Annotated in this window: 16 protein-coding genes and 1 tRNA gene; 7 read left to right on the top strand and 10 right to left on the bottom strand. The window is 66.1% G+C overall.

Annotated features, from left to right (window positions below):
* Window positions 1-238 precede the first annotated feature (238 nt).
* Window positions 239-3,085 carry a phosphoenolpyruvate carboxylase gene (gene ppc, locus QHC78_RS02270; RefSeq protein ID WP_319742257.1) on the bottom strand — a complete coding sequence of 949 codons (2,847 nt, stop codon included), beginning with the start codon at window positions 3,083-3,085 and terminating at the stop codon, window positions 239-241.
* A gap of 166 nt (window positions 3,086-3,251) precedes the next feature.
* On the opposite strand from ppc, the gene hemC reads away from it, so the two are divergent.
* The 5 genes from hemC to ppa all read left to right on the top strand — a co-directional run bounded on the left by hemC (window position 3,252) and on the right by ppa (window position 8,087).
* Complete coding sequence (gene hemC, locus QHC78_RS02265) at window positions 3,252-4,178, top strand: hydroxymethylbilane synthase (RefSeq protein WP_319742731.1); 927 nt, start codon at window positions 3,252-3,254, stop codon at window positions 4,176-4,178.
* A gap of 3 nt (window positions 4,179-4,181) precedes the next feature.
* Entirely contained in the window at window positions 4,182-5,021 is an 840-nt protein-coding gene (locus QHC78_RS02260; protein WP_319742256.1) for a uroporphyrinogen-III synthase, read from the top strand.
* Window positions 5,018-6,175: a uroporphyrinogen-III C-methyltransferase gene (locus QHC78_RS02255; protein ID WP_319742255.1), complete on the top strand. Its 1,158-nt coding sequence runs from the start codon at window positions 5,018-5,020 to the stop codon at window positions 6,173-6,175. Before QHC78_RS02260 ends, QHC78_RS02255 begins: the two co-directional genes overlap by 4 nt.
* 3 nt (window positions 6,176-6,178) lie before the next feature.
* A complete protein-coding gene (locus tag QHC78_RS02250) occupies window positions 6,179-7,471 on the top strand; it encodes a heme biosynthesis HemY N-terminal domain-containing protein (RefSeq protein WP_319742254.1) in 1,293 nt (430 codons plus the stop codon).
* A gap of 79 nt (window positions 7,472-7,550) precedes the next feature.
* A complete protein-coding gene (gene ppa, locus QHC78_RS02245) occupies window positions 7,551-8,087 on the top strand; it encodes an inorganic diphosphatase (RefSeq protein WP_319742253.1) in 537 nt (178 codons plus the stop codon).
* 81 nt (window positions 8,088-8,168) lie between these two features.
* Here the strand turns inward: ppa and QHC78_RS02240 are convergent, their stop codons facing one another.
* The 6 genes from QHC78_RS02240 to QHC78_RS02215 form a co-directional block, all read right to left on the bottom strand.
* The gene (locus QHC78_RS02240) at window positions 8,169-10,055 is read right to left on the bottom strand and encodes a sensor histidine kinase (protein ID WP_319742252.1); all 1,887 of its coding nucleotides are present in this window, start codon (window positions 10,053-10,055) and stop codon (window positions 8,169-8,171) included.
* Window positions 10,056-10,201: 146 nt separating this feature from the next.
* Window positions 10,202-12,379 carry a glycogen debranching protein GlgX gene (gene glgX, locus QHC78_RS02235; protein ID WP_319742251.1) on the bottom strand — a complete coding sequence of 726 codons (2,178 nt, stop codon included), beginning with the start codon at window positions 12,377-12,379 and terminating at the stop codon, window positions 10,202-10,204.
* 125 nt (window positions 12,380-12,504) lie between these two features.
* Window positions 12,505-13,764, bottom strand: a complete 1,260-nt coding sequence (locus QHC78_RS02230) for a D-amino acid dehydrogenase (RefSeq protein WP_319742250.1) — start codon at window positions 13,762-13,764, stop codon at window positions 12,505-12,507.
* 16 nt (window positions 13,765-13,780) lie between these two features.
* Window positions 13,781-14,785, bottom strand: coding sequence for a Bug family tripartite tricarboxylate transporter substrate binding protein (locus tag QHC78_RS02225; protein WP_319742249.1), 1,005 nt, complete (start codon window positions 14,783-14,785; stop codon window positions 13,781-13,783).
* Window positions 14,786-14,897: 112 nt separating this feature from the next.
* Window positions 14,898-15,677, bottom strand: a complete 780-nt coding sequence (locus tag QHC78_RS02220) for an SDR family oxidoreductase (protein WP_319742248.1) — start codon at window positions 15,675-15,677, stop codon at window positions 14,898-14,900.
* A gap of 18 nt (window positions 15,678-15,695) precedes the next feature.
* On the bottom strand, window positions 15,696-16,631 hold the full coding sequence (locus QHC78_RS02215) for a 4-hydroxy-tetrahydrodipicolinate synthase family protein (RefSeq protein WP_319742247.1): 936 nt from the start codon (window positions 16,629-16,631) through the stop codon (window positions 15,696-15,698).
* 149 nt (window positions 16,632-16,780) lie between these two features.
* On the opposite strand from QHC78_RS02215, the gene QHC78_RS02210 reads away from it, so the two are divergent.
* Window positions 16,781-17,239, top strand: coding sequence for an Lrp/AsnC family transcriptional regulator (locus QHC78_RS02210; protein ID WP_319742246.1), 459 nt, complete (start codon window positions 16,781-16,783; stop codon window positions 17,237-17,239).
* Window positions 17,240-17,255: 16 nt separating this feature from the next.
* Window positions 17,256-19,565 carry a molybdopterin guanine dinucleotide-containing S/N-oxide reductase gene (locus tag QHC78_RS02205; protein WP_319742245.1) on the top strand — a complete coding sequence of 770 codons (2,310 nt, stop codon included), beginning with the start codon at window positions 17,256-17,258 and terminating at the stop codon, window positions 19,563-19,565.
* Here the strand turns inward: QHC78_RS02205 and QHC78_RS02200 are convergent.
* From QHC78_RS02200 to QHC78_RS02190, 3 genes are all read right to left on the bottom strand, one after another.
* Window positions 19,549-20,961: an amino acid permease gene (locus QHC78_RS02200; RefSeq protein WP_319742244.1), complete on the bottom strand. Its 1,413-nt coding sequence runs from the start codon at window positions 20,959-20,961 to the stop codon at window positions 19,549-19,551. The genes QHC78_RS02205 and QHC78_RS02200 overlap by 17 nt on opposite strands.
* A gap of 59 nt (window positions 20,962-21,020) precedes the next feature.
* A tRNA-Arg gene (locus tag QHC78_RS02195) sits at window positions 21,021-21,095 on the bottom strand.
* Between the two features lie 116 nt (window positions 21,096-21,211).
* Complete coding sequence (locus tag QHC78_RS02190) at window positions 21,212-22,096, bottom strand: TauD/TfdA dioxygenase family protein (protein ID WP_319742243.1); 885 nt, start codon at window positions 22,094-22,096, stop codon at window positions 21,212-21,214.
* Window positions 22,097-22,111: the final 15 nt, after the last annotated feature.

Genomic DNA, 22,111 nt, shown 5'->3' with positions numbered 1-22,111 from the left:
CTTTCACCGGGCCATGACCGTGACCGAACGCCCTGCCGCCCGGCAGGGCGTTCTCATTTGCGACAAGACTGGCCGCGATAACCGCCGCCCCCGTGGGGCGGTGCCAGAGGAAATTATGAAGAAGCTTCAAGAAGGTATGACGCTCATGCAGTTGCTGGTGCTGCTGGGCGTGATCGGCGTGGCCGTGGCGGTCGCCGTGTCGTACTTGCGCTGATCGGCGGCCCGCCGGCCATCTGCCTCAGCCGGTGTTGCGCAAGCCGGCCGCGATGCCATTGATGGTCAGGTGGATGCCGTTCTGGGTCCGGCCGCTGGCCGGTGCGGAGCGGATCCGGCCGCTTTTCCCGCGATCCGCGCGGTAACGCCGGATCAGCTCGATCTGCAGATGGTTGAGCGGGTCGATATAGGCAATGCGGTCGCGGATGGACCGCGCCAGCGACGGGTTGTCGGCCAGCAACTGCCGTTGTCCCGTGACCAGCCTGAGGGCGTTCATCGTTAGCGTCCATTCGTCGCTGATCCGCCCGAAGATGCGTTTGCGCAATGCCGTTTCCGGGACGAGTTGTGCGTAGCGCGAGGCAATCACCAGGTCTGTCTTGGCCAGGACCATCTCCATATTGGACAGCAGCGTCCGGAAGAACGGCCATTCGCGTGCCATGGCTTGCAGGTGCCGGACGCGGTCGCGCCGGTTGCCTTCGCCATGGCGCAGGTAGTCGTCGATGGCCGAGCCCATGCCGTACCACCCGGGCAGCAGCAATCGGCATTGCCCCCAGGAGAAGCCCCATGGGATGGCGCGCAGGTCTTCGATGCGGCCGGTGGCCTTGCGCGACGCGGGTCGCGAGCCGATGTTCAGTTCGGCAATCTCGGAAATAGGGGTCGAGGCAAAGAAGTATTCCGCAAAGCCCGGTGTTTCATAGACCAGTGAGCGGTAGCTGCGCATGGCAGCGGCCGAGAGATGGTCCATGGTCTGACCATAGCGGGCGAACAGCGCGTCCTCGGCCGAGGCGCTTTCCGTGCTGTCCGCCAGGCTGGCCTCGAGCGTGGCGGCAGTCAGCAGTTCTAGATGCCAGCGGCCGATGTCGGCATCCTTGTATTTGCTCTGGATGACTTCGCCTTGCTCGGTCAGCCGGATCTGGCCGGCCACGGTGCCCGGCGGCTGGGCGAGGATCGCGTCGTAGCTGGACCCGCCGCCACGTCCCACTGTGCCGCCCCGCCCGTGGAACAACCGCAACCGTATCTTGCGGGCCTTGAACACTTCGACCAACGCGCGTTCGGCTTGGTAGAGCGACCAGTTCGAGGTAAGAAAGCCGCCGTCCTTGTTGCTATCGGAATAGCCCAGCATGACTTCCTGTATGCCACGCTGGGCATGCCGCACGCGGGCCTTGACCTCCGGCAGGTCGAGAAACTGCGCCATGATGCCCGGTCCATTGGCAAGGTCCGGGATGGTTTCGAACAGAGGTACCACCATCAGCCCTTCGCCTTCGGATGGCGGCGTTCCGCCGGGTGCGCCATGGTCGGGTGGAATGAGGCCGGTCTCTTTCTGCAGCACCAGCACCTCCAGCAGGTCGCTCACGGTTTCGGTATGGGACACGATGGCGTGATGGACGGCTTGCGGGCCGAACCGCCGGCGGGCCTCGGCGGCCGTCCGGAAAATGGCCAGTTCGCGAGTCGTTTCCTCGCTATAGGGTATCCAGGGCGACGCCAGAGGCCGCGGCTGGGCCAGCTCGCGCCGCAGCAGGGCGACGCGCGACGCCTCGTCCAGGCGGCCGTAGTCCGGTTCCACGCCGGCGCGCGCCAGCAGTTCGGCCAGCGTACGTTCGTGCACGTCGGAGCTCTGGCGCAAATCGATGGTAGCCAGGTGAAAGCCGAATACGTCTACCGCCTGCCGCAGCGCTGACAGCCGCAGCCGGGCGACGGGCGCGGCGTGGTGGTCATTGAGCGAGTCTGCGATCACGCCCAGGTCGGCGGCGAATTCGCCGGGACCGGCGTAGGCCTGGGCCGGCGCGGCTTCCCGGCGGGCAAGGTCACGGCCGGTGAGGGTGCGTGCCGAGGCCGCCAGGCGCGCATAAATGCCGACCAATGCACGGCGATACGGTTCGTCGCGCCGGTGCTCGGAAACGTCGCCGCCTCGTTCGGCCAGCTCGCCCAACGCCTGCGATGCGGGAGTCAGCAGGGCGCTCATCGAGAGTTCGGCGCCCAGCGCATGCGTCTCGTCCAGGTAATACTCGAAGGCCGTGATGCTTTGCCGCAGCAGGGCCAGGTCGAGCGTGCCGGCGTCGACATTGGGATTGCCGTCGCGGTCGCCGCCTATCCAGCTTCCCATGCTCAGGAACGACTTGAGCGGGCCCGGGTGCGGGCCGAAAGGATCGCCCAGCTCGCGGCCCAGCAGCCGGGATAGGTGCCCATAGAGCTGGGGGATGACGGCCAGGAAGGTGCTGCGGTAGTACGAAAGCGCATTTTCGATTTCGTCGGCCACGGTCAGCCGCGAATTACGCAGCATGCGGGTCTGCCACAGCGTCGCGATCCGGCCCAGCAGCGCGAGCGTCTGTTCGAAGGTCTCGTCGCTGGAGTGGGGCAGGTCCCGTTCCTGCAGCAGATGCGCGATTTCCTTGTGCACATCTAGTGTGCTCTTGCGCTGGACCTCGGTCGGGTGGGCCGTCAGCACTGGTGAAATCTGCGTGTCGTCGAGCAGCTGGCGCATGCGCGCCCCGCTTATCCCCGCCGCGCGCAGCCTCGCGACGGCGTCCTGCAGGCTGCCGCGCGCCGGCGCTTCCTGCTGCAGCAGGCTCGCCCGCCGGCGCCGGTTCTGATCGCGGTCTTCGGCGATATTGGCCAGATGCAGGTAATAGCTGAAGGCCCGGACCACGGAATTGACCTCGTCCGGCGTCAGCTGTTTCAGGCGCTTTTCCAGCGCCCGTCCGTCCGTGGCGTTGCCGTCGCGGCGGAACCGCACCGCCATGCGGCGTACGGTCTCTATGGTGTCGAAGACGCCCGTGCCCTCGCTGGCGCGGATCACGTCGCCCAGCAGGCGCCCCAGCAGCCGTATGTCGTTGCGCAAAGGAAGGTCCGGATCGTGATGCGATGAGGTCATGGCGCGTCGAGCTTGTTGTTGTCGGTGTGGTGGCTGCTGCGGGAAGGCGCCGGCCGGCGCCGCGACAAGCATGCCACGAAAGGCGGCCGGCAATCGAATACTTCTATAATCCCGAAGGGTGGCCTCGCGGCTGCGCAAGTCCGCACCGCCCTGAACCAGAGATCCCATATTGAAACCCGACCGTTTGATCATCGCCACGCGCGAAAGCCAGTTGGCCCTGTGGCAGGCCCGGCACGTCCAGGCCAGGCTGCGTGCTCTCTACCCGCATTGCACGGTCGACCTGCTCGGCATGACCACGCGCGGAGACCGTATCCTGGACCGCACCTTGTCCAAGGTCGGCGGCAAGGGGTTGTTCGTCAAAGAACTCGAGACGGCGCTGCTGGATGGGCGCGCCGACCTGGCCGTGCACTCGCTCAAGGACATGCCGGTCGACATGTCGCCGGAGTTCGAGCTGTGTACGGTCATGGAGCGCGACGACCCGCGTGACGCGCTGGTATCGCCGCGCTACGGCAGCCTGGCCGAAATGCCGGCCGGTGCCGTGGTCGGCACCTCCAGTCTGCGGCGCGAGGCCCAGGTACGGGCGCGCTATCCGCAACTGCAGGTCAAGCCCTTGCGCGGCAATGTGCAAACCCGGCTGGCCAAGCTCGACCGCGGCGACTACGACGCTATCGTGCTGGCCGCGGCGGGCTTGCGGCGTCTTGGGCTGACCGATCGGATCCGGACCTTGCTCGCCCCTGAAGAAAGCCTGCCGGCAGCCGGCCAGGGGGCGCTCGGACTCGAGATCCGGGCCGGCCGCGATGATCTGCGCGCCGCGCTGGCGCCGTTGTCCCATGCCCAGACCACCGCCGAGGCGCTGGCCGAACGGGCCGTCTCGCGGCGCCTGGGCGGGTCCTGCCAGGTGCCCCTCGCCGCGTATGCGCAAGCGGCCGGTACGGGCTTGCGCCTGCGGGCGCTGGTCGCCACGCCCGATGGCGGCCGTCTCGTCCGGGCCGAGCGCACAGGCTCCATCGACGAGGCCGAAACGCTCGGCCTGGCCGTGGCCGAGGAGCTCCTGCAAGCCGGCGCGGCCGAGCTTCTCGCCAGCCTCGGCTAAGCCATGTCGGCCCCGGCATCCGCATCGTCCGGTGTTCCCGTCGTCATCCTGACCCGTCCGCACGGGCAGAACGAAGCGTTGGCCCGCACGCTGGCCGCACGCGGCCGGCAGGTGATGGACTTGCCTGCGCTCGACTTGACGCCCGAAGATGGGCCGGCGCCGGATCCGGCGCAGTTCGATTTCGTCGTATTCGTCAGCGGCAATGCGGTCAGAATGTTCCTGGATAAATGGCGCGCCATCGGCGGCCCGGCGTGGTCCTGGCCGGCAGGCACGGCCGCGGCGGTGGTGGGCCCCGCCAGCGCCCAGGCGCTGCGGCGGCATCCCGCATACGGCAATTCGGCGCGGGTGGTGCAGCCGCCGGCGGACAGCCCGCAGTTCGATTCCGAAGCCTTATGGAGCGTGCTGGCCGCTCAGGCACCGGGGGCGCGGGTTCTCATTGTCCGCGGCGGGCGCGGCGAGCAGGGCAGCGGCCGCGAGTGGCTGGCCGACCGGCTGCGCGGGGCGGGCGCCATTCTTTCGGTATACCGGGCCTACCGCCGCGAACCGCGCAAGTGGACCGCCGAGCAGGTAGAACGGCTGCGCCAGTGGGCCCGCGAGCGCGTGCAGGCGACCTGGCTACTGACCAGTTCCGAGGGAGTCGACGCGATCCAGGCACAGTTGGCGTCCCACGAACTGCTTGCCTGGTGGGCCGATTGTCGCCTCGTTGCAACCCATCCCCGGATTGCCCGGCATTTAATAGCGGTGATCGCCGATGCTTTGCCCGGCCGGGGCGGTCCCCCAATGTTACAAACTTGCGCGCCCAGGGATGAGGACATCCTGGCCGCGATAGAATCGGTGTCATGACTGCATCCGAGAACGCCTCCCCCGCTCCTGCGCAGGGTCCCGTGCCCAACGATTCCCGTCCCGCCACCGAGCGCGTGTCCAGCCGCGCTGCCAAGAACCGGGGCAACCGCTCCTTTCCCTGGCTCGGAACCGGCTTGGCCTTTGCGCTGATCGTGATCGTGGTCCTGGCGGCGGCGCTGTGGCGCCAGCAGCAACTGGTCGACGCCATCGGCCGGGAATCGGCACGCCGTTTCAACGAAATCGATTCGTTCGCGCGCGATGCGCAGGCGAGGGCGCGCCAGGCTTTGTCCATCTCGCAGGGCAATACCGACAAGCTGGCCGTGCTCGAATCCAAGCTGCTCGAGTCGCAGAGCCAGCAGGCGGCGCTCGAGCAGCTCTACCAGGAATTGTCCCGCGGCGAGGACGAATGGACGCTTATCGAGGTCGAACAGGCCTTGTCCATCGCCGCGCAACAACTGCAACTTGCCGGTAACGTGCAGAATTCCATCGCGGCGCTGCAAGTGGCCGATGCGCGGCTGGCACGTGCCGACAGACCGCAGTTCACCGTGGTGCGCCGTGCCATCGCCGAGGATCTCGAGCGCCTGAGGGGACTGCCCTCCATCGACGTGCCGGGGCTGGTGGCCAAGATCGACCAGATGATCGGGCTGCTCGATCGCATGCCGCTGCTGGCGGAGGTGCAGCCGCGCCCGACCGAAGCCGCTGCGCCTGCCGCCGAACCCGCCGGTAGCCCGGGCGAGGGCGAGGCCGCGCCCTGGTGGAAGCGGGCCTTCGCCTGGTGGGGACCCCTGCGGGACGGGTTCATGGAGGACATGCGCGACCTCATCCGGATCCGTCGCGTCGACAAGCCCGAAGCGCTGCTGGTCTCCGCCGAGCAAGGCGCGATGGTTCGCGAGAACCTCAAGATGCGGCTGCTCAATGCGCGGCTGGCGCTGTTGTCCCGGCAGGAGCAGGCCTGGCAGGCAGACCTCGAGGCCGTGGCGCAGGCCCTGCCGGCCTATTTCGATACCACGGCGCCGGCCACGCGGAACGCGATGTCGCTGCTCAAGCAAATCCGCGATACCGACATTTCGATCGAGCTACCCAGCCTCAATGACAGCTTGGCGGCAGTGCGGTCGGTGCTGCCGCGCAGCGCCGCCCCGGGCGTGCAGAGGTAAGGCATGCGCACCTGGTTCTGGACTCTGCTGCTCCTGGTCGCCGCGGTCGGCCTTGCGGTCGGTTTGCGCTACCACTCCGGCAATGTGGCTCTGTTGTTGCCGCCTTACCGCGTCGAGTTGTCGGCCAGCCTGGCCGCCCTGATCCTGGTCGTGCTGTTCGCGGCGCTGTATGCAGCGTTGCGCGCCATCTCCTGGACCCTCGATCTGCCGGTGCGGGTGCGCCGCTGGCGCGCGCGCCGGGCGCTGGCCCAGCAGCAGGAGTTGCTCGAACGGGGCTGGATCAACCTGCTGGAAGGCCGGTATGCCAAGGCCGAATCCGACATGAGCGGCGTTGCCGGGCAGACCGACGTCCCGTCGCGCCGGGTGCTCGCCACGTTGTCGGCAGCGCGTGCCGCCCATGCCATGCAGGAGTTCGGGCGGCGCGACATGCTTCTGGCGCAGGCACGCGAGGCCGCTGGTTCCGATGCGGCGCTCAAGCCCGCCGTGACCATCGTCGAGGCCGACATGCTGCTCGATCAGCAGCGTCCCGAGGAAGCGCTGGCGCTGCTGTCGCAATTGCACGAAAGCGGGCCTCGCCACATGCATTCGCTGCGGCTCACCTTGCGCGCGCATCGCGACCTCGGGCATTGGGCCGAAGTACTGAAACTCGCTCGCACGCTGTCCAAGCGCAACGCGTTGCATCCCGCGGCCAGCACGCGCATGATCGCGACGGCTGCCGCGGAATTGCTGCGTTCGGCCAGCGACGCCGCGACCCGGCGCGCAATCTGGAAAGACCTCAAGGAAGACGAGCGCGTCCTGCCCGACGTCGCGCTTGCCGGCGCTGCCGTGTTCGAAGCAGACGGCGACGAAGCGCGGACCCGCAAGGTTCTGGAGAGCGCCCTGGACGTCCAGCTGACGCCTGCGTTGCTGCAGGCGTATGCGCGCTGCAGCCCCGAGCAGATACAACCCCGGCTCGAGAAAGCCGAGGGCTGGCTGCGCCAGCATCCCAACGATCCCGACCTGCTGCAGGCGCTTGGCACGCTGTGCCTGTGCGGACGTCTGTGGGGGCCGGCGCAGCGCTACCTGGAACGCAGCTTGAGCGAACGTGATGATCCGCGTACGCATGCTCTGCTGGCCAGCCTGTTCGACCGCACCGACCGCGCCGCAGAGGCGGTTCGCCACTGGCGGCTCGCCACGGAAGGCATGATAGGCCTGCCCGTGCTCAAGGCTGACGAGGCTGTGTTGTTCGGCCCGGGCGCCGCGCCGCAGTTCGAAAGCGACGATGCTGTGGCGCCCGACCGGGCCGCTGGCTTGTAGCGCTGCGCCGCCAGCTTCCATTCACGCCGGCCCACGGCGGCCGGTCCAATATGTTTTTCTTCCAACCATCCAGGCAGTTATGAATCTCGATCGAGTCGGTCCCGGCAAAAAGGCGCCGGAAGAATTCAACGTCATCATTGAGATCCCGATGAACGCGGATCCGATCAAGTACGAAGTCGACAAGGAAACCGGTGCCTTGTTCGTCGACCGCTTCATGATGACCGCCATGCACTATCCGTGCAATTACGGCTACGTGCCGTTGACCCTGTCCGATGACGGCGACCCTGCCGATGTACTGGTCATCACGCCGCATCCGGTTACCGTCGGCGCCGTCGTACGTTGCCGCCCCATCGGCATCTTGAACATGGACGACGAAGCCGGCGGCGACGCCAAGCTGCTCGCCGTCCCCGTCGACAAGATCCTTCCGATCTACCGGGATTGGCAGAAGCCCGAGGACCTGCCGCCCGAGTACCTGCTGCGCATCCAGCATTTCTTCGAGCACTACAAGGATCTCGAGAAGGGCAAGTGGGTCAAGGTCAAGGGCTGGGACGGTCCCGACGCGGCCCGCGAGGAAATTACGCAAAGCATCGCCCGCTACCAGCAGGCGGGTAAGTAGGCGACGCGGCGGCTGGCGCTGGCCGCGTAGCGACGCGTGCAGCGCGCCGTCTGAACGCCCCGCGCCTTGCCCGTGCCGCTCCTATCCGCGGTGCGGTTCGTGCGGCAGCGTGAACCGCACAGTGGCGCCCTTGCCGGGCTCTCCGTGCGCGACGATGCGGCCGCCGTGCCGTTCGATGATGCGGCGGCAGTGCGCCAGCCCGACGCCCGTGCCCTCGAAGTCGCGGTTCGAGTGCAGGCGGCTGAACATGGTGAACAGCTTGCCTGCATGGCGCATATCGAACCCGGCGCCGTTATCGCGAACATTGATGGCGACGGTCTGCTCGTATTCGTCCGCCCACACTTCGATCCGGGCATCGGGCGTGTAGCGCGTGAATTTCACGGCGTTGTCCAGCAGATTGACCATGACCAGGCGGATCAGGTGCGGGTCGGCGAAGATGCGCGGCAAATTGTCGATGCGCCATGAAATCCAGCGCTCGCCCAGGCCTGCCGTCAATTCGGAGCGGATTTCCTGGACCATCGTCCCGAGGGGCCACAGCGAAGGCACGATGCCGGCCCGGCCCAGGCGCGAGAGTTCGAGCAGCGCGTCGATCGTGCGGTTCATGCGCTCGGCGGTGGTCAGCAGCGCCGACAGCATGGGCTTGAGGTCGCTGCCGGGCTGGCCGGTCTTGCGCAGCATGATGTCGGCGGCGGACATGATTTGCCGCGCAGGCGCCCGCAAATCGTGGCTGACGGAACTGGTGAACGCTTCGAGTTCGGCGGTCCTCTCGGCTACCCGCAGTTCGAGCGTCTCGTTCAGCTGGCGGATCTTGCCTTCGGTGCGCTTTCGTTCCGTGACGTCGACGCAGAATAACTCTACACGTTGCTTGCCGTCCCGCGTGACGCTGATGGCAGCCAATTCGACGTCCCGTGTCTGGTCGTCCAGGGTGACCAGCCGATAGGGCTTGAATTCGGCGAAGCCCGGCGCGTGGGAAAGCTGCTCGATGCGGCGGCGGACCTCTTCACGGTCTTTCTCGATGATGAAATCGGCGAAGGGCCGGCCAATGGCGCGGCCCGACCAGTCGGCCGACAGCATGAGCAACGCGGCCGGGTTGGCGTAGATGAGCAGGCCGTCCACCTGGCTCAGGATACCCACCGGAGCATGCTCGATGACCGCTTTGTACATCGATTCGCGTTCGATCAGCCCCCGCTTGGCCCGTACCGCGTCGGTTACGTCCACGAGCATGGTCAGCATGGCGCGCGTGGCCCGCTGGTCGGTGGCATGGGGCGACAGGAACACGTCTAATTCCCGCTTGGCATTGTCGGGGCCGGTGAACGGCAGCCGGAAGCACACGGGTTGGCCGCTGGCGGCCTGTTCGAGGTGCGGCCCATAGAGCGCTGCGGCGCGGCGCGGCCACAGCTCGGCGACGGTGCGGCCCAGTGCGATGGATGCCGGTTTGTCGATCAGCGCCAGGTAGGGGGCGTTGGCATAGGTCAACGCGCCGCGGGCATCGAGAATGGCGACCGGGTGGGGCAGGCTGTCCAGCAGGGGCTCCACCCGCTGGGGCGGACGCTCGGCGGCCTGCCTTGCCGCTTGGGCGGCGCGGGTTTCGGAGGCCGTTCGGGCCCACGACATGCAGATGTGCACGGCGGCGACGTAAAACAGCGCGGTGACCGCAAAAAGTGGCGCGGCCGGAATGTCCGGCATGCGCCAGATCCGAGGTAGGGGACCGACCAGCCAGCCCCAGAAGTCCAGCCCCGATGTGAACAGGACCGAGGCCATCGCGAGCAGCGTCGATTCCCGCAAGGGCAGCAGGACGGCGCCCGCGACCAGGGTGGCGATGAGCGGCAGCGCGATCGGCCAATGCAGCCCGCCGGTGGCGGCGCAAGCGAGCAGGGTCCCCGCGCAGGACCCGTATATGAGGCCCCGCCCGCGGACCGGGGGCGGGAGAGAAACAGGCTTGGGAGGGACGGCGCCGGCATCGGTCAATTTGAGGCTCGCTCGGTCAGCCGATATCGGGGTTGATTATCAACTGAAATAAAGGGTTACTAATTCGTCCGCGCCGAATTGTACCTACTTCATTTTGCCGAGGGAATGCCCGGAGATCCTCCACCGGGCGGCGGAGGGGTGAAATCCTATTCCGGCGTATCGGTCATCCGGGTTTCGATGGTGGCCAGGACGCGGGCTGAGGCCCCCTTGGCTTCCAGCGCGAACAGCAGCAGCGAGTGGCCGGTGACCTGGTAGACGTCGCCCGCGTTGAACACCGGCAGGTCCTCCCGGACCGGCACGTTGGTGTCCATCAGGCAGGTCCAGGCATCGGGGCCTGGCACGTCAGGTAGGGTAAAGTCAACAGTATCGTGGTAAGCATTGAATACAAGCAGCAGGGTTGCATCCGAGGCCGGCCGCTTGATGCCCGTAGCTTGCGCCCGGCCGTCGATCAGCATGCCGAAGCAGCGCATCGCTTCGTCTGCCCACTGCTCGGTGGTCAAGGGCGTCGCGCTGGGCGACAGCCATTGCACGTCGGTCACGTCCAGTGCTTCGTTGTATTCGCCCGTCAGGAAGCGATTGCGCCTGAGGACCGGCAGCCGCCGGCGCAGGTACGTAAGCTTGCGCACGAACTCCTGCAAGGCATGGCCCGCTTCGTCGATGCCCTGCCAGTCTACCCAGCTGATCTCGTTGTCCTGGCAATAGGCGTTGTTGTTGCCGCGCTGCGTCCGTCCGAATTCGTCCCCCGCCAGGATCATGGGCGTACCTTGCGAGAGCAGCAAGGTGGCGAGCAGGTTGCGTTTCTGGCGTTCGCGCAGGGCGTTGATCCCGGGGTCGTCGGTCGGCCCTTCCGCGCCGCAGTTCCACGACCGGTTGTCCGAGTGGCCGTCACGGTTGTCTTCGCCATTGGCTTCGTTGTGCTTGTCGTTGTATGAAACCAGATCGTTAAGCGTGAAGCCGTCGTGGGCAGTGATGAAGTTCACGCTGGCCCAGGGCTTGCGTCCGCGGCGGTTGAATTTATCGCCGGAGGCGGTGATGCGGGTCGCGAAGTCGGCGGCCGTGCCGGCGTCTCCCCGCCAGAAGCTGCGTACGGTATCGCGGAAGCAGTCATTCCATTCGGCCCAGCCGGGCGGGAATCCTCCCACCTGGTATCCGCCGGGACCGCAGTCCCACGGTTCGGCAATCAGTTTGACGCTCGAGAGCACGGGATCCTGCCGGCAGCTGTCCAGGAAGCCGCCGCCTTCATCGAAGCCGTGCGTCTCCCGGCCCAGGATGGTCGCCAGGTCGAAGCGGAATCCGTCCACCTGCATTTCGGTGACCCAGTAGCGCAGGCTGTCGGTCACCATTTGCAAGGTACGCGGGTGGCTCAGATTGAGCGTATTGCCGGTTCCCGTATCGTTGATGTAGTAGCGTGGCTGGTCATGCAACAGCCGATAGTAGGAGACGTTGTCTATGCCCTTGAATGAGAGCGTGGGGCCCAGTTCGTTGCCCTCGGCCGTATGGTTGTAGACCACGTCCAGGATGACTTCCAGGCCGGCATCGTGGAAGCGGTCCACCATGCCTTTGAATTCCTCTACCGCTTCGCCCGCGAAGTAGCGCGGGTCGGCCGCGAAGAAGCCCAGGGTGTTGTAGCCCCAATAATTGGTCAGGCCTTTTTCGAGCAAGTAGTTGTCGTTGACGAAGGTGTGAACAGGGAGCAGTTCGACCGAGGTAACGCCCAGGCTGCGGATGTAGTCGACCACTTCCGGCCGCTGCAGTCCGGCGATCGTGCCGCGCAACTCGGGGGGCACGCCGGGATGCAGCTTGGTATAGCCGGCCGCATGCAGTTCGTAGATGACCGTCATGTCCCAGGGCACGCGCAAACGCTCGGGGCGTGTCCCGCCTGCTGCGCCGACCACCATGCACTTGGGCACGAACGGTGCGCTGTCGCGATCGTCGAACGATAGGTCGCCGTCGGGATGCCCGATCTGATAGCCAAAGACCTCGGGCGACCAGCGCAGTTCGCCGGCGTGCTCTTTGGCGTAGGGATCGAGCAACAGTTTGTTGGGATTGAAACGGTGGCCTTCTTCGGGCGCATACGGCCCATGCACCCGATATCCGTACAGCGTGCCAGGCGGCAGGCCGTGCAGGTAGCCATGCCAGATTTCGTCGGTGAATTCCGGCAGTTCTATTCGGTCGGTTTCCCGGCCGCTGCCCGGATCGAACAGACAGAGTTCTACCTTGGTGGCGTGGGCCGAAAACAGCGCAAAATTGGTGCCCCGCCCGTCCCATGTGGCGCCCAACGGATAGGGGCGGCCCTCCGCAAGTCGGTATTGCTCGTTTGTCATGCTGTTCTCTTTCGCGATGACCGACCGATAGCATGCCGCATACGGCCCGGAGGGTGACGCGGGCGGGAGGTAAAAAAAGTAAGTGTTCTGCAGCGGCGCCGTGCCGCCGGCGCCGCTGCGGCCGGCTAGGCCAGGAAGCGTTCGACCGTGAGGCCCTCGAGATCGACCTCGGGGCGCCGGCCGGCGACGATGTCGGCAACGATCTTCGCGGTGCCGCAGGATTGGGTCCAGCCGTTCGAGCCGTGGCCGCTATTGAGGAAGAGGTTAGGCCATGGCGTGCGGCCCAGGATAGGCGGGCCGTCCGGGGTCATGGGGCGCAGCCCGGCCCAGAATTCGACGTGCTCCCACGAAAGTCCTTGCGGAAAGAGCTCACGTACGACCCCGGCCAGCAACTTTTTGCGGGCCGGGTTCAAGCCCAGGCCGTACCCGGTCAGTTCGGCCATGCCGGCGGCCCGGATACGGTCGCCCAGGCGCGAAATCATGATCTTGTTGTGCTCGTCCATGATGGCCATGCGGGGGGCCGCGTGCGGGTCGGAGACGGGCACGGTGATGGAATAGCCCTTGAGCGGGTACACCGGCAGCTTCAGGCCCAGCGGCCGGAGCAGGAAAGGCGCTTGGCTACCCAAGGCGACGATATAGGCGTCCGCCTGCAAGCGGCCTTGGGTCGTTCGGACGGCGGCGATTGCATCGGCTTCGCGTTCCAGCGACTCGATGGCCGCCCCGTAGCGGAAGTCCACGCCGCGCGCTTGCAGGAACGCGGCCAGGCCTTGCGCGAATTTGTAGCTGTCGCCCGACGCGTCGGCCGGCAAGTGCAAGCCGCCGGAAAAGCGGACCGAACTGCGAGCCATGGCCGGTTCTACTTCGGCGAGCCGGTCCGCTTCCAGCAGCCGCCATGGCACGCCGTATTCTTCCAGCGTCTTGGCCGACAAGCGGCCCAACTCCAGTTCGGCCTGTGTGCGGAAGATCTGCAGCACCCCGCATTCATGGAAGTCGAAGGAGGGCAGGTCCTCGCGGCCGGCGATGTCGCGCAGGCAATGCAGGCTGTAGTGCGCCACGCGTTGCATGCGCAGCTTGTTGGTGCGGAAGCGTTCGACGTTGCAGTTGCGCATCCACTGCAGTACCCAGTCGACCTTGCGCCGCTCGGGTACGGGCGAGAAATGGATGGGCGAATTGCGTTGCCAGGACAGCTTGAGGACTTTGGCCACCATGCCGGGCGCGGCCCAGGGGCCGGCGAAGCTGGGGCACAGCCCGCCGGCATTGCCGTAGCTCGTCTCGCGGCCGGGCCCGGGCTGGCGGTCGACGACCGTCACTTCGTGGCCGTCTTTCCACAGGTAGTAGGCGGTCGCGACGCCGACCACGCCGGCGCCCAGCACGAGTACTTTCATGGACGCTTCGCCTGGATCATTCGACGGTGATCTTGGCAGCGTCGATGATCTTCTGGTAGCGGTTCATCTCTGACTCGATGTACTTGGCGAAGTCGGCCGAATTCTTGTAGGCCGACTCGAAGCCCAGCGAAGCCAGGCGCTCGCGGATTTCCGGCGAAGCCATGATCTTGGCAGACGCTGCATCGAGCTTGGCCACTACCGCGGGCGGCACCTTGGCCGGCGACCACAGGCCATACCAGGAATAGAACTCGAAGTCCTTGAAGCCCGATTCGCGCATGGTGGGTACGTCGGGCAGCAGCGGGCTGCGTTCGCGGCCGGTCACTGCCAGCGCGCGCAGCTTGCCGGCCTTGACGTGGGGCAGCGACGAAAGCATGGGGTCCATCATGGCCGACACCTGGCCGCCCACCAGGTCCTGGAGCGCCGGCGCGGCGCCCTTGTACAGCACGATGGGGATGTTGCCGGTCAGGCCGGCTTCGTGCAGGAACTGCGCGGCACCCAGGTGGCCCGCCGACCCGAATCCGCTGGTGACGAAGGTGTATTTGTCGGGTTGGGCCTTGAGCACGGACACCAGTTCCCGCACGTTCTGCGCCGGCACGTGGGGATTGACGCTGAAGATCAGCGCGCCCTGGGCGAGCATGCTGATGGGCGTGAAATCCTTGACCGCATCGAACTTGATGTTCTTCTTGTACAGCAGCGGGTTGATGGCGTGGATGGAGGCGTTGAAGTAAAGCGTGTAGCCATCGGGCTCGGCGCGCGCGACATGGGCGGCCCCGATCATGCCGGAGGCGCCCGCCCGGTTTTCGACCACCACCGATTGTTTGAGTTCGTCCTTCAGCTTGTCGGCGAACAAGCGCGCGGTGCTGTCGACCGCACCGCCCGGCGCATGCGGAACGACGATGGTAATCGGCCGCGAGGGATAGTCGCTCTGGGCGACGGCGGACGAGGAGAACGCGGCGACGCTGGCCAGGCCGGTAACGCTCAAGGCTGCGTTCAGGAAAGTACGGCGGGTAGAGCGGTTCATGATTTCCCCCATATTCGAAAACAGGATTGTCTCCGTTTTCGTTATATTTTTCGGCTATTAGAAAAGAACCAGCCGGGGCCGGCCCCCTTCGTCTCCCGGCGCCAAGCGGCGCTCAGTACGTTCCGGGATAGCCCCCGCCGTCGATCAGCAGGCTCTGGCCCGTGATATAGCCGGCGTGCGCCGAGCAGACGAACGCGCACAGGGCGCCCAGTTCCTCGGCGCGTCCATAGCGTCCCGCGGGATTGCCGCTTCCCCGTTCTTCCCAGAGCTGTTCGAACGTCTTGCCGGTGCTCGCCAGCATGCCTTCGATGTGCCGGCGCTGCGCATCGGTGGCGAATACTCCGGGCAGCAGGTTGTTGATGGTGACGTTGTGCCGCACGGTCTGGCGCGCCAGGCCCGCGACGAATCCGACCAGTCCTGAACGGGCGCCGTTGGACAGGCCCAGCTCGACCTGCGGCGTTTTCACGCTGCGCGACACGATATTGACGATACGGCCGAACTTGCGCTCGATCATGCCGTCCACCGTACGGCGGATCATCTCGATGGGGCCGAGCATCATCGAATCCAGGGCCTGGTGCCAGTCATCCAGCGTCCATTCGCGGAAGTCGCCCGGCGCGGGACCGTCGGCATTGTTGACCAGGATGTCCGGCGTCGGACAGGCCGCCAGCGCCGCATCGCGGCCGGCTTCGGTCGTGATGTCGGCAACGACGGGCCGGACCGGATTGCCGGTCTGCGCGCTGATCTCGGCCGCCGCTTGTTCCAGCGTGGCGAGCGTGCGGGCCGCGATGGTGACGTGTACGCCTTCCTGCGACAACTGGAGCGCGCAGGCGCGCCCCATGCCGCGGCTGCCGCCGAACACCAGCGCCCGCCTGCCTTGGATGCCCAGGTCCATGGGTTGCGCTCCGTGTCTTTAGAGCGACTTCAGCTCGGGAGAGCTCCAGCCGTACTTCTTGTCGAGTTCGAGCTCTCGCACCACACGCAAGCCTTTCTGCAGCGCTTCGGGGGCCAGCCCCTTGAGCGGCTTGCGCAAGTCGCCCGCCGGCAACCCTACCGCCTTGAGCAAGGACTTGATGGCGACCGGGTTGATGGCCGAATACGAGAAATGCAGCATGGGCAGCATGTGCAGGTACATGTCGCGGAAGCTCACCGACACGTCGGGCGTGGTCCAGGGCCGCGAGATGACCGCGATCTCGGCCGGCGCGATGTTGCCCGTCATGTTGGCGGTGCCGTGTCCGCCGAGGCTCATGGTGGGCACGACCAGCCCAAGGTTGGGCGAATCGCAGCACATCACGGCAACGTCGGGACGGGCACGCAGCACTTGCGCCACCTGGCCCACGCGGGTGGTGGACTCTTTGTGCACCACGTAGTTGGGGTGCTTGAAGATGCGCAGCAGGTTGTCCCAGTGCAGGTCGGTCTTCACCCGCGGGGGATTGTTGTAGATGCCCAGCGGCAGGTCGGTGGCATCGGCCACTTCCAGGAAGTAGTCCTCGATGTCGGCTTCGGAGCCGCAAATGTATGCAGGCGCGGCGAGGATCGCGCCATCGGCCCCGTTGGCGTGCGCAAAGCGCAGGTAGTCGATGGTGGTAGCGGTGTTGTTGCCGGTGCAGCCGTAGAAGAATTTCATCTTCCCGGTCTTCATCTTCGCGGTTTCGACGATGATCTGCTGGCGCTCCTGCTGCGACAGCATAGAGACTTCGCCCGTCGAGCCCATGATCAGCACGGCCGCAGTGCCGTTGTCTTCGTGGAACTTCAGCAAGGTCCGGAAGCCTTCGAAATCGACGCTGCCGTCCTTGTTGAAAGGGGTGATCAGGGCGACGAACGACCCTTCGATTTTCATCTTAGCCATTGCAATTCCACCGATTGGGATAACGGTTACATGATACCGCCGGGAAGCAGCGGCGGGCGGACCGGTCAATTTTCGCTTATGAACACGATTCTGCCAGAGAATGGCAAAATTATTTATCAATTCTCCAGGACGGCGGCGGTAATTTTTCCATGGATAAAAAAGACAGGAATATTCTTTCCATCGTGCAGGAGGACGCCACCCTCTCGGGGAACGAGATCGCCGAGCGCGTCAGCCTCTCGCCCACGGCCTGCTGGAAGCGTATCCAGCGGCTGACGCAGGAAGGCGTGATCCGCAAGCAGGTATGCCTGCTCGATAGCCGGAAACTGGGGGTCGGCGTCACCGTATTCGTGGCGATCAAGACCAATCACCACGACTTGCAATGGTTGCAGAAATTCGCGGCTGGCGTGCGCGATATGCCCGAGGTGGTGGAGTTCTACCGGATGAGTGGCGAGATCGATTACCTGCTGAAGGTCGTGGTGCCCGACATCCAGGGCTTCGATATGGTGTACAAGAAACTTATCCAAGTCGTGGAGTTGTTCGACGTCAGTTCGAGCTTCGCGATGGAAGAGCTCAAATACACCACGGCCCTGCCGTTGGACTATTCGTGAATCTGCCGGGACAGCCATGGCTATGGACGTCAAACGTTTTCCTTCCCTGTCGCATTGGGGCGCTTTTACCGCGGTGGTCGCCGATGGCCGCTTGCAAGCCTGCGAGCCTTTTCCGCTCGATCCGGCCCCATCGCCCATCCTCCAGTCCATGCCGGGCATGGTGCATTCCCCGCTGCGCATCGCGCGGCCCGCGGTGCGCGAGGGATGGCTGCGGCATCGCGGCCGGTCCGATCGCTCCGCGCGGGGCCGAGAGCCGTTCGTCGAAGTGGACTGGCAAGTCGCCCTGGAACTAGTCGCCGGCGAGCTGGCGCGCACGCGGAACGAACACGGTCACGAAGCGATTTTCGGCGGGTCGTACGGCTGGTCCTCGGCCGGGCGCTTGCACCATGCGCGTACCCTGACGCACCGGTTCCTGAACGCGGGCGGCGGCTGCGTACACCAGGCGGGCAACTATAGCTGGGGCGCAGCCCAGTTCCTGCTGCCTCACGTCATTGGCACCTACGCGCCCGTGACCGGGCGCGTGACGGATTGGCGGAACGTCGCTGCCCATACCCGGTTGTTCATCGCGTTCGGCGGACTGCCGCTGCGCAATACGCAAGTGACTTCCGGCGGGGCGGGCGAACACTCGACCGCCCGCTGGCTGGCGCAGGCGCGCGAGGCAGGGGTGGAATTCGTGGTCGTCAGCCCGACGCGGGCCGACATTCCCGAAGGGCTGGCGGCGCGCTGGGTTCCCATCCGGCCCAATACCGACACAGCCTTGATGCTGGCCATGACACATGTGCTGCTGACCGAGGGGCGCCATGACCAGGACTTCGTGCAGAGGTACTGCAGCGGCTTCGATCGCTTCGCCGATTACGTAACCGGCAAGGCCGACGGCCAGCCCAAGAGCGCGGAATGGGCCGAGCGCATCTGCGGCGTCCCCGCCGAAGAGATCCGTGATCTCGCGCGGCGCGCCGCAGCCTCTCGCACGCTATTGACCTGCACATGGTCGCTGCAGCGCGCGCACCGCGGCGAACAGCCCTATTGGGCGGTGATCGCGCTGGCAAGCGCGTTGGGGCAGGTCGGCCTGCCGGGCGGCGGTTTTGCCTTCGGGCACGGGTCCATGAACGGTGTGGGCAATCCCCGGCCCGGAGTCGCGGCGCCGGAGATGTCCGCAGGCAGCAATCCCATCGGGCGATCGATCCCGGTCGCCCGCATCGCCGATATGCTGCTTCGGCCCGGCGAGCCGTTCGAGTTCAACGGCCGCACCGACGTCTATCCGGACATCAGGATGGTCTACTGGGCGGGGGGCAACCCGTTTCATCATCACCAGGACCTCAACCGGCTGATGCGCGCCTGGAGCCGGCCCGAGACCATCGTGGTCCATGACAGTTGGTGGACGCCGACGGCGCGCCGTGCGGACATCGTGCTGCCGGCGACCACCACCCTGGAACGCAACGATATCGGCGGTTCGTCGCGCGATCGCTTTGTCCTGGCCATGCACCAGGCGCTTGCCCCGCATGCCCAAAGCCGTAACGACTTCGATATTTTTCGCGAGCTCGCCGCCATGGGCGGCTACGAGGCCGCCTTCACCGGCGGGCGCGATGAGTTCCAATGGATACGGCACATCTACGACGGCATGGCGGCCAATTGGCGCGATGCCGGATTCGACGCCCCGGCCTTCGAGGATTTCTGGGCCGCTGGCTATCTGGAGCTGCCCGAGCCCGGGGACGACTTCGTGCTGTTCGCCGATTTCCGGCAGGACCCGGCTGCCCATGCCCTCAAGACGCCCTCGGGCAAGATCGAAATCTACTCGGACCGCATTGCCGGCTTCGGCTATGACGACTGCCCGCCCCATCCCGCGTGGCTGGCGCCAGGGGAATGGCTGGGGGCGGATCTCGCGTCCCGCTACCCCTTCCACCTGATTACCTCCCAGCCGGGCGACAAGCTGCATTCCCAGCTGGACGCCGGCAAGGTCTCCGTCGAGTCCAAGGTCCACGGGCGCGAACGCGTCCGGATGTCACCCGCCGATGCTGCCCGGCGAGGCATTGCCGATGGCGACCTGGTCAAAGTCTTCAACGATAGGGGCGCCTGCATGGCGGCGGCCGCGGTGCAGGAGGGTGTGATGCCTGGCGTGCTGATCATGTCGACGGGCGCCTGGTTCGATCCGGCCGGCTCGGGGCTCGAACGCCACGGCAATCCCAACGTCCTCACCATGGACCAGGGGACCTCCCGCCTGACGCAGGCGCCCAGCGCGCTGTCGGCGCTGGTGGATATCGCCAAATGGGAAGGGCCGGTACCGGACGTGGAAGCCTTCGCGCCGCCCGGGCTCAGCGCGGCTGCGTGACCGGAGCGGTGGCCAGTACCGCGCGGCGGCGGGAGTAAGGGAAGTACACCGCCAGCCCGGCCAGCAACCACAGGCAGAAGGCCAGCCAGGTCACGCGGTCCAGATGCGCGATGAGGAACACGCAGCAGGCGACCGCGGCCAGCGGCACGTAGGGCACGGCGGGGCAGCGGAAGCCGCGCGGCAGGCCGGGATGTGTCCGGCGCAGCACGATGACCGCCAGCGAGATCAGCGAGAATGCCGTCAAGGTGCCGATGTTGATGAGTTCGGCCAGCACGGCCAGCGGGACCAGCCCGGCGATCAGCGCGAAGATCAGGCCCACCGACCAGGTCAGCGTGAACGGCGTGGCGTAGCGCGGGTGCAGGGCGGCCAGCCCGCGCGGCAGCAAGCCGTCGCGCGCCATGGCATAGAGGATGCGCGTCAGGCCGTAGCTCATGACCAGGATGACCGTCGTCATGCCCAGGATCGCCCCCAGGTCCACCACGCCGGCCAGGCCCAGCTGCCCGGTGCGCTGCAGCGCCAGCGAAACCGGATGGTCGGGGTTGGCGGCGAAGTCCCGGTAGGGCACGATGCCGGTCATGACCAGTGTCACCAGCACGTACAGCACCGTGCAGATCAGCAGCGAACCGAGGATGCCCAGCGGCAGCGAGCGCTGCGGGTTCCGGACTTCCTCGGCCGACGAGGCCACCGCGTCGAAGCCGATGAAGGCATAGAACATCAGGGCCGCTCCGGCATAGACGCCGCCCATTCCGTACGGCATGAAGGGCGTCCAGTTCTCTGTCCGCACATGCACGGCCCCGGCGCCGATGAACAGCAGCACCACCAGGATCTTGATCAGCACCATGATGTTGTTGACACGCTTGGATTCGCGTATGCCCATCGAGAGCAGGGCCGTGACCGCGGCGATGACCAGGAAGGCCGGCAGGTTGAACAGCGTCGTGCTGTCAGGAACCGCGCCCGGCGCGGCGCGCAGTGCGTCGGGCAGCTGCATGCCGAGGCTGGCGATGAGGGACTGCAGGTAGCCCGACCAGCCGGCGGCCACCGCGGAGGCGGCCAGGCCGAATTCCAGGATCAGTATCCAGCCTATCAGCCAGGCGGGAAGTTCGCCCAATGTCGCGTAGACATAGGTGTAGACGGAACCGGATACCGGCAGCGATGACGAGAATTCGGCATACGAAAGCGCCGAAAAGAAGCAGGCCACGGCGGCCAGGACGAAGGACAGCGACAGGGCGGGACCGGCGATGAGGCTGCCCGTGCCGGTGAGGATGAAAATACCCGAGCCGATGACAGCACCGACGCCCAGCATGACGAGATCGAATGTGGACAGGCTCTTGCGCAGGCCGGCTGCCTTGCGCTGTTCCATCATGCTGTCGATGCTCTTGACTCGGAACAGGTCCATGGTCACCCCGCTGGATATGGGCCGGGCCGTTGAGCCCGGCATTGCAGCATGCATGGCGGTGGCCTCGCCAGCAGGAATCGAACCTGCATCTGAGTCTTAGGAGGACCCTGTTCTATCCATTGAACTATGGCGAGCCTCGAAGGATCCGCGGCTGGGATCCGGCAAGGCTCGCATTCTAGCATCGCCCGTCGTTCGCCGTCCGGCTCGCGAGCGGCAGCACTGGCGCACCGGCGCGGTGCGCCAGTGCGCGTCAGGCGGCGACCCGGGCTTCGATCGGCAGTTCCACTTCCTCGGTGGTGGCGCGGCGCAGCTCGCGGCGCTGCGCGAAATCGAAGTGCCGGCCGCGGTGCAGCGTCGCGGTGTTGTCCCACATGACCAGGTCCCCTGGACGCCAATGGTGGCGGTAGACGAATTCGCGCTGCGTGGCGTGCTCGAGCAGGTCCAGCAACAGCATGCGGCCCTCGGCCAGGGTCATGCCGACGACTTCGCACGCATGGATGCCCACGAACAGTATCTTGCGGCCGGATCTCGGATCGGTCTGCACCAGCGGCCACTGCACCGGCGGAATGGCGTTGCGCTGGGCCTCGGTGTAGTCGGTGTCGCCGAGCAGGAAGCGCGAATGCAGCGCGTAGTGCACGGCGCGCAGGCCCTCGATCGAAGCCTTCATCTTGTCAGGGAGATAGTCATAGGCTGCGCGCAGGTCGGCGAATTCCGTCTCGCCGCCGTCTTCCGGCACCACGACGGCGGACAGCATCGAGTACTTGGCGCGCGGGCGCTGGAACGAGCTGTCGCTGTGCCAGAGCTGGTTGGCGATGTTGCCGACGATTTTCGCGTGGTCCCTGCGGGCCACCTCGCCATCCGTGGTGACGTTGGAAATGTCGGCCAGCTCGGCATAGTCGAACCGGTGGGCGCCGCCTTTGACCTTGCGCAGCCCGAGATCCAGCGGGCCAAAATACTTGGCGAAACGGATCTGTTGGTCCTGGTCCAGCGGCTGGTCGCGGAATACCAGGACGGCGTAGTCGTCCATTGCCTTCTCGATCGCGCGGATCTGCGCGTCGTCCAGCGGACGGCTGATGTCCAGGCCGGAAGCATCGGCGACGAAGCCCGGCGTAAGAGGAGTAAGCGTGAGTGCCATGGTAAGAGTCGCTCC

It is taken from the genome of Pigmentiphaga sp., from assembly GCF_033795525.1.
GTDB lineage: Bacteria > Pseudomonadota > Gammaproteobacteria > Burkholderiales > Burkholderiaceae_B > Pigmentiphaga.
This window is presented reverse-complemented; position numbering and strand designations above follow the sequence as displayed.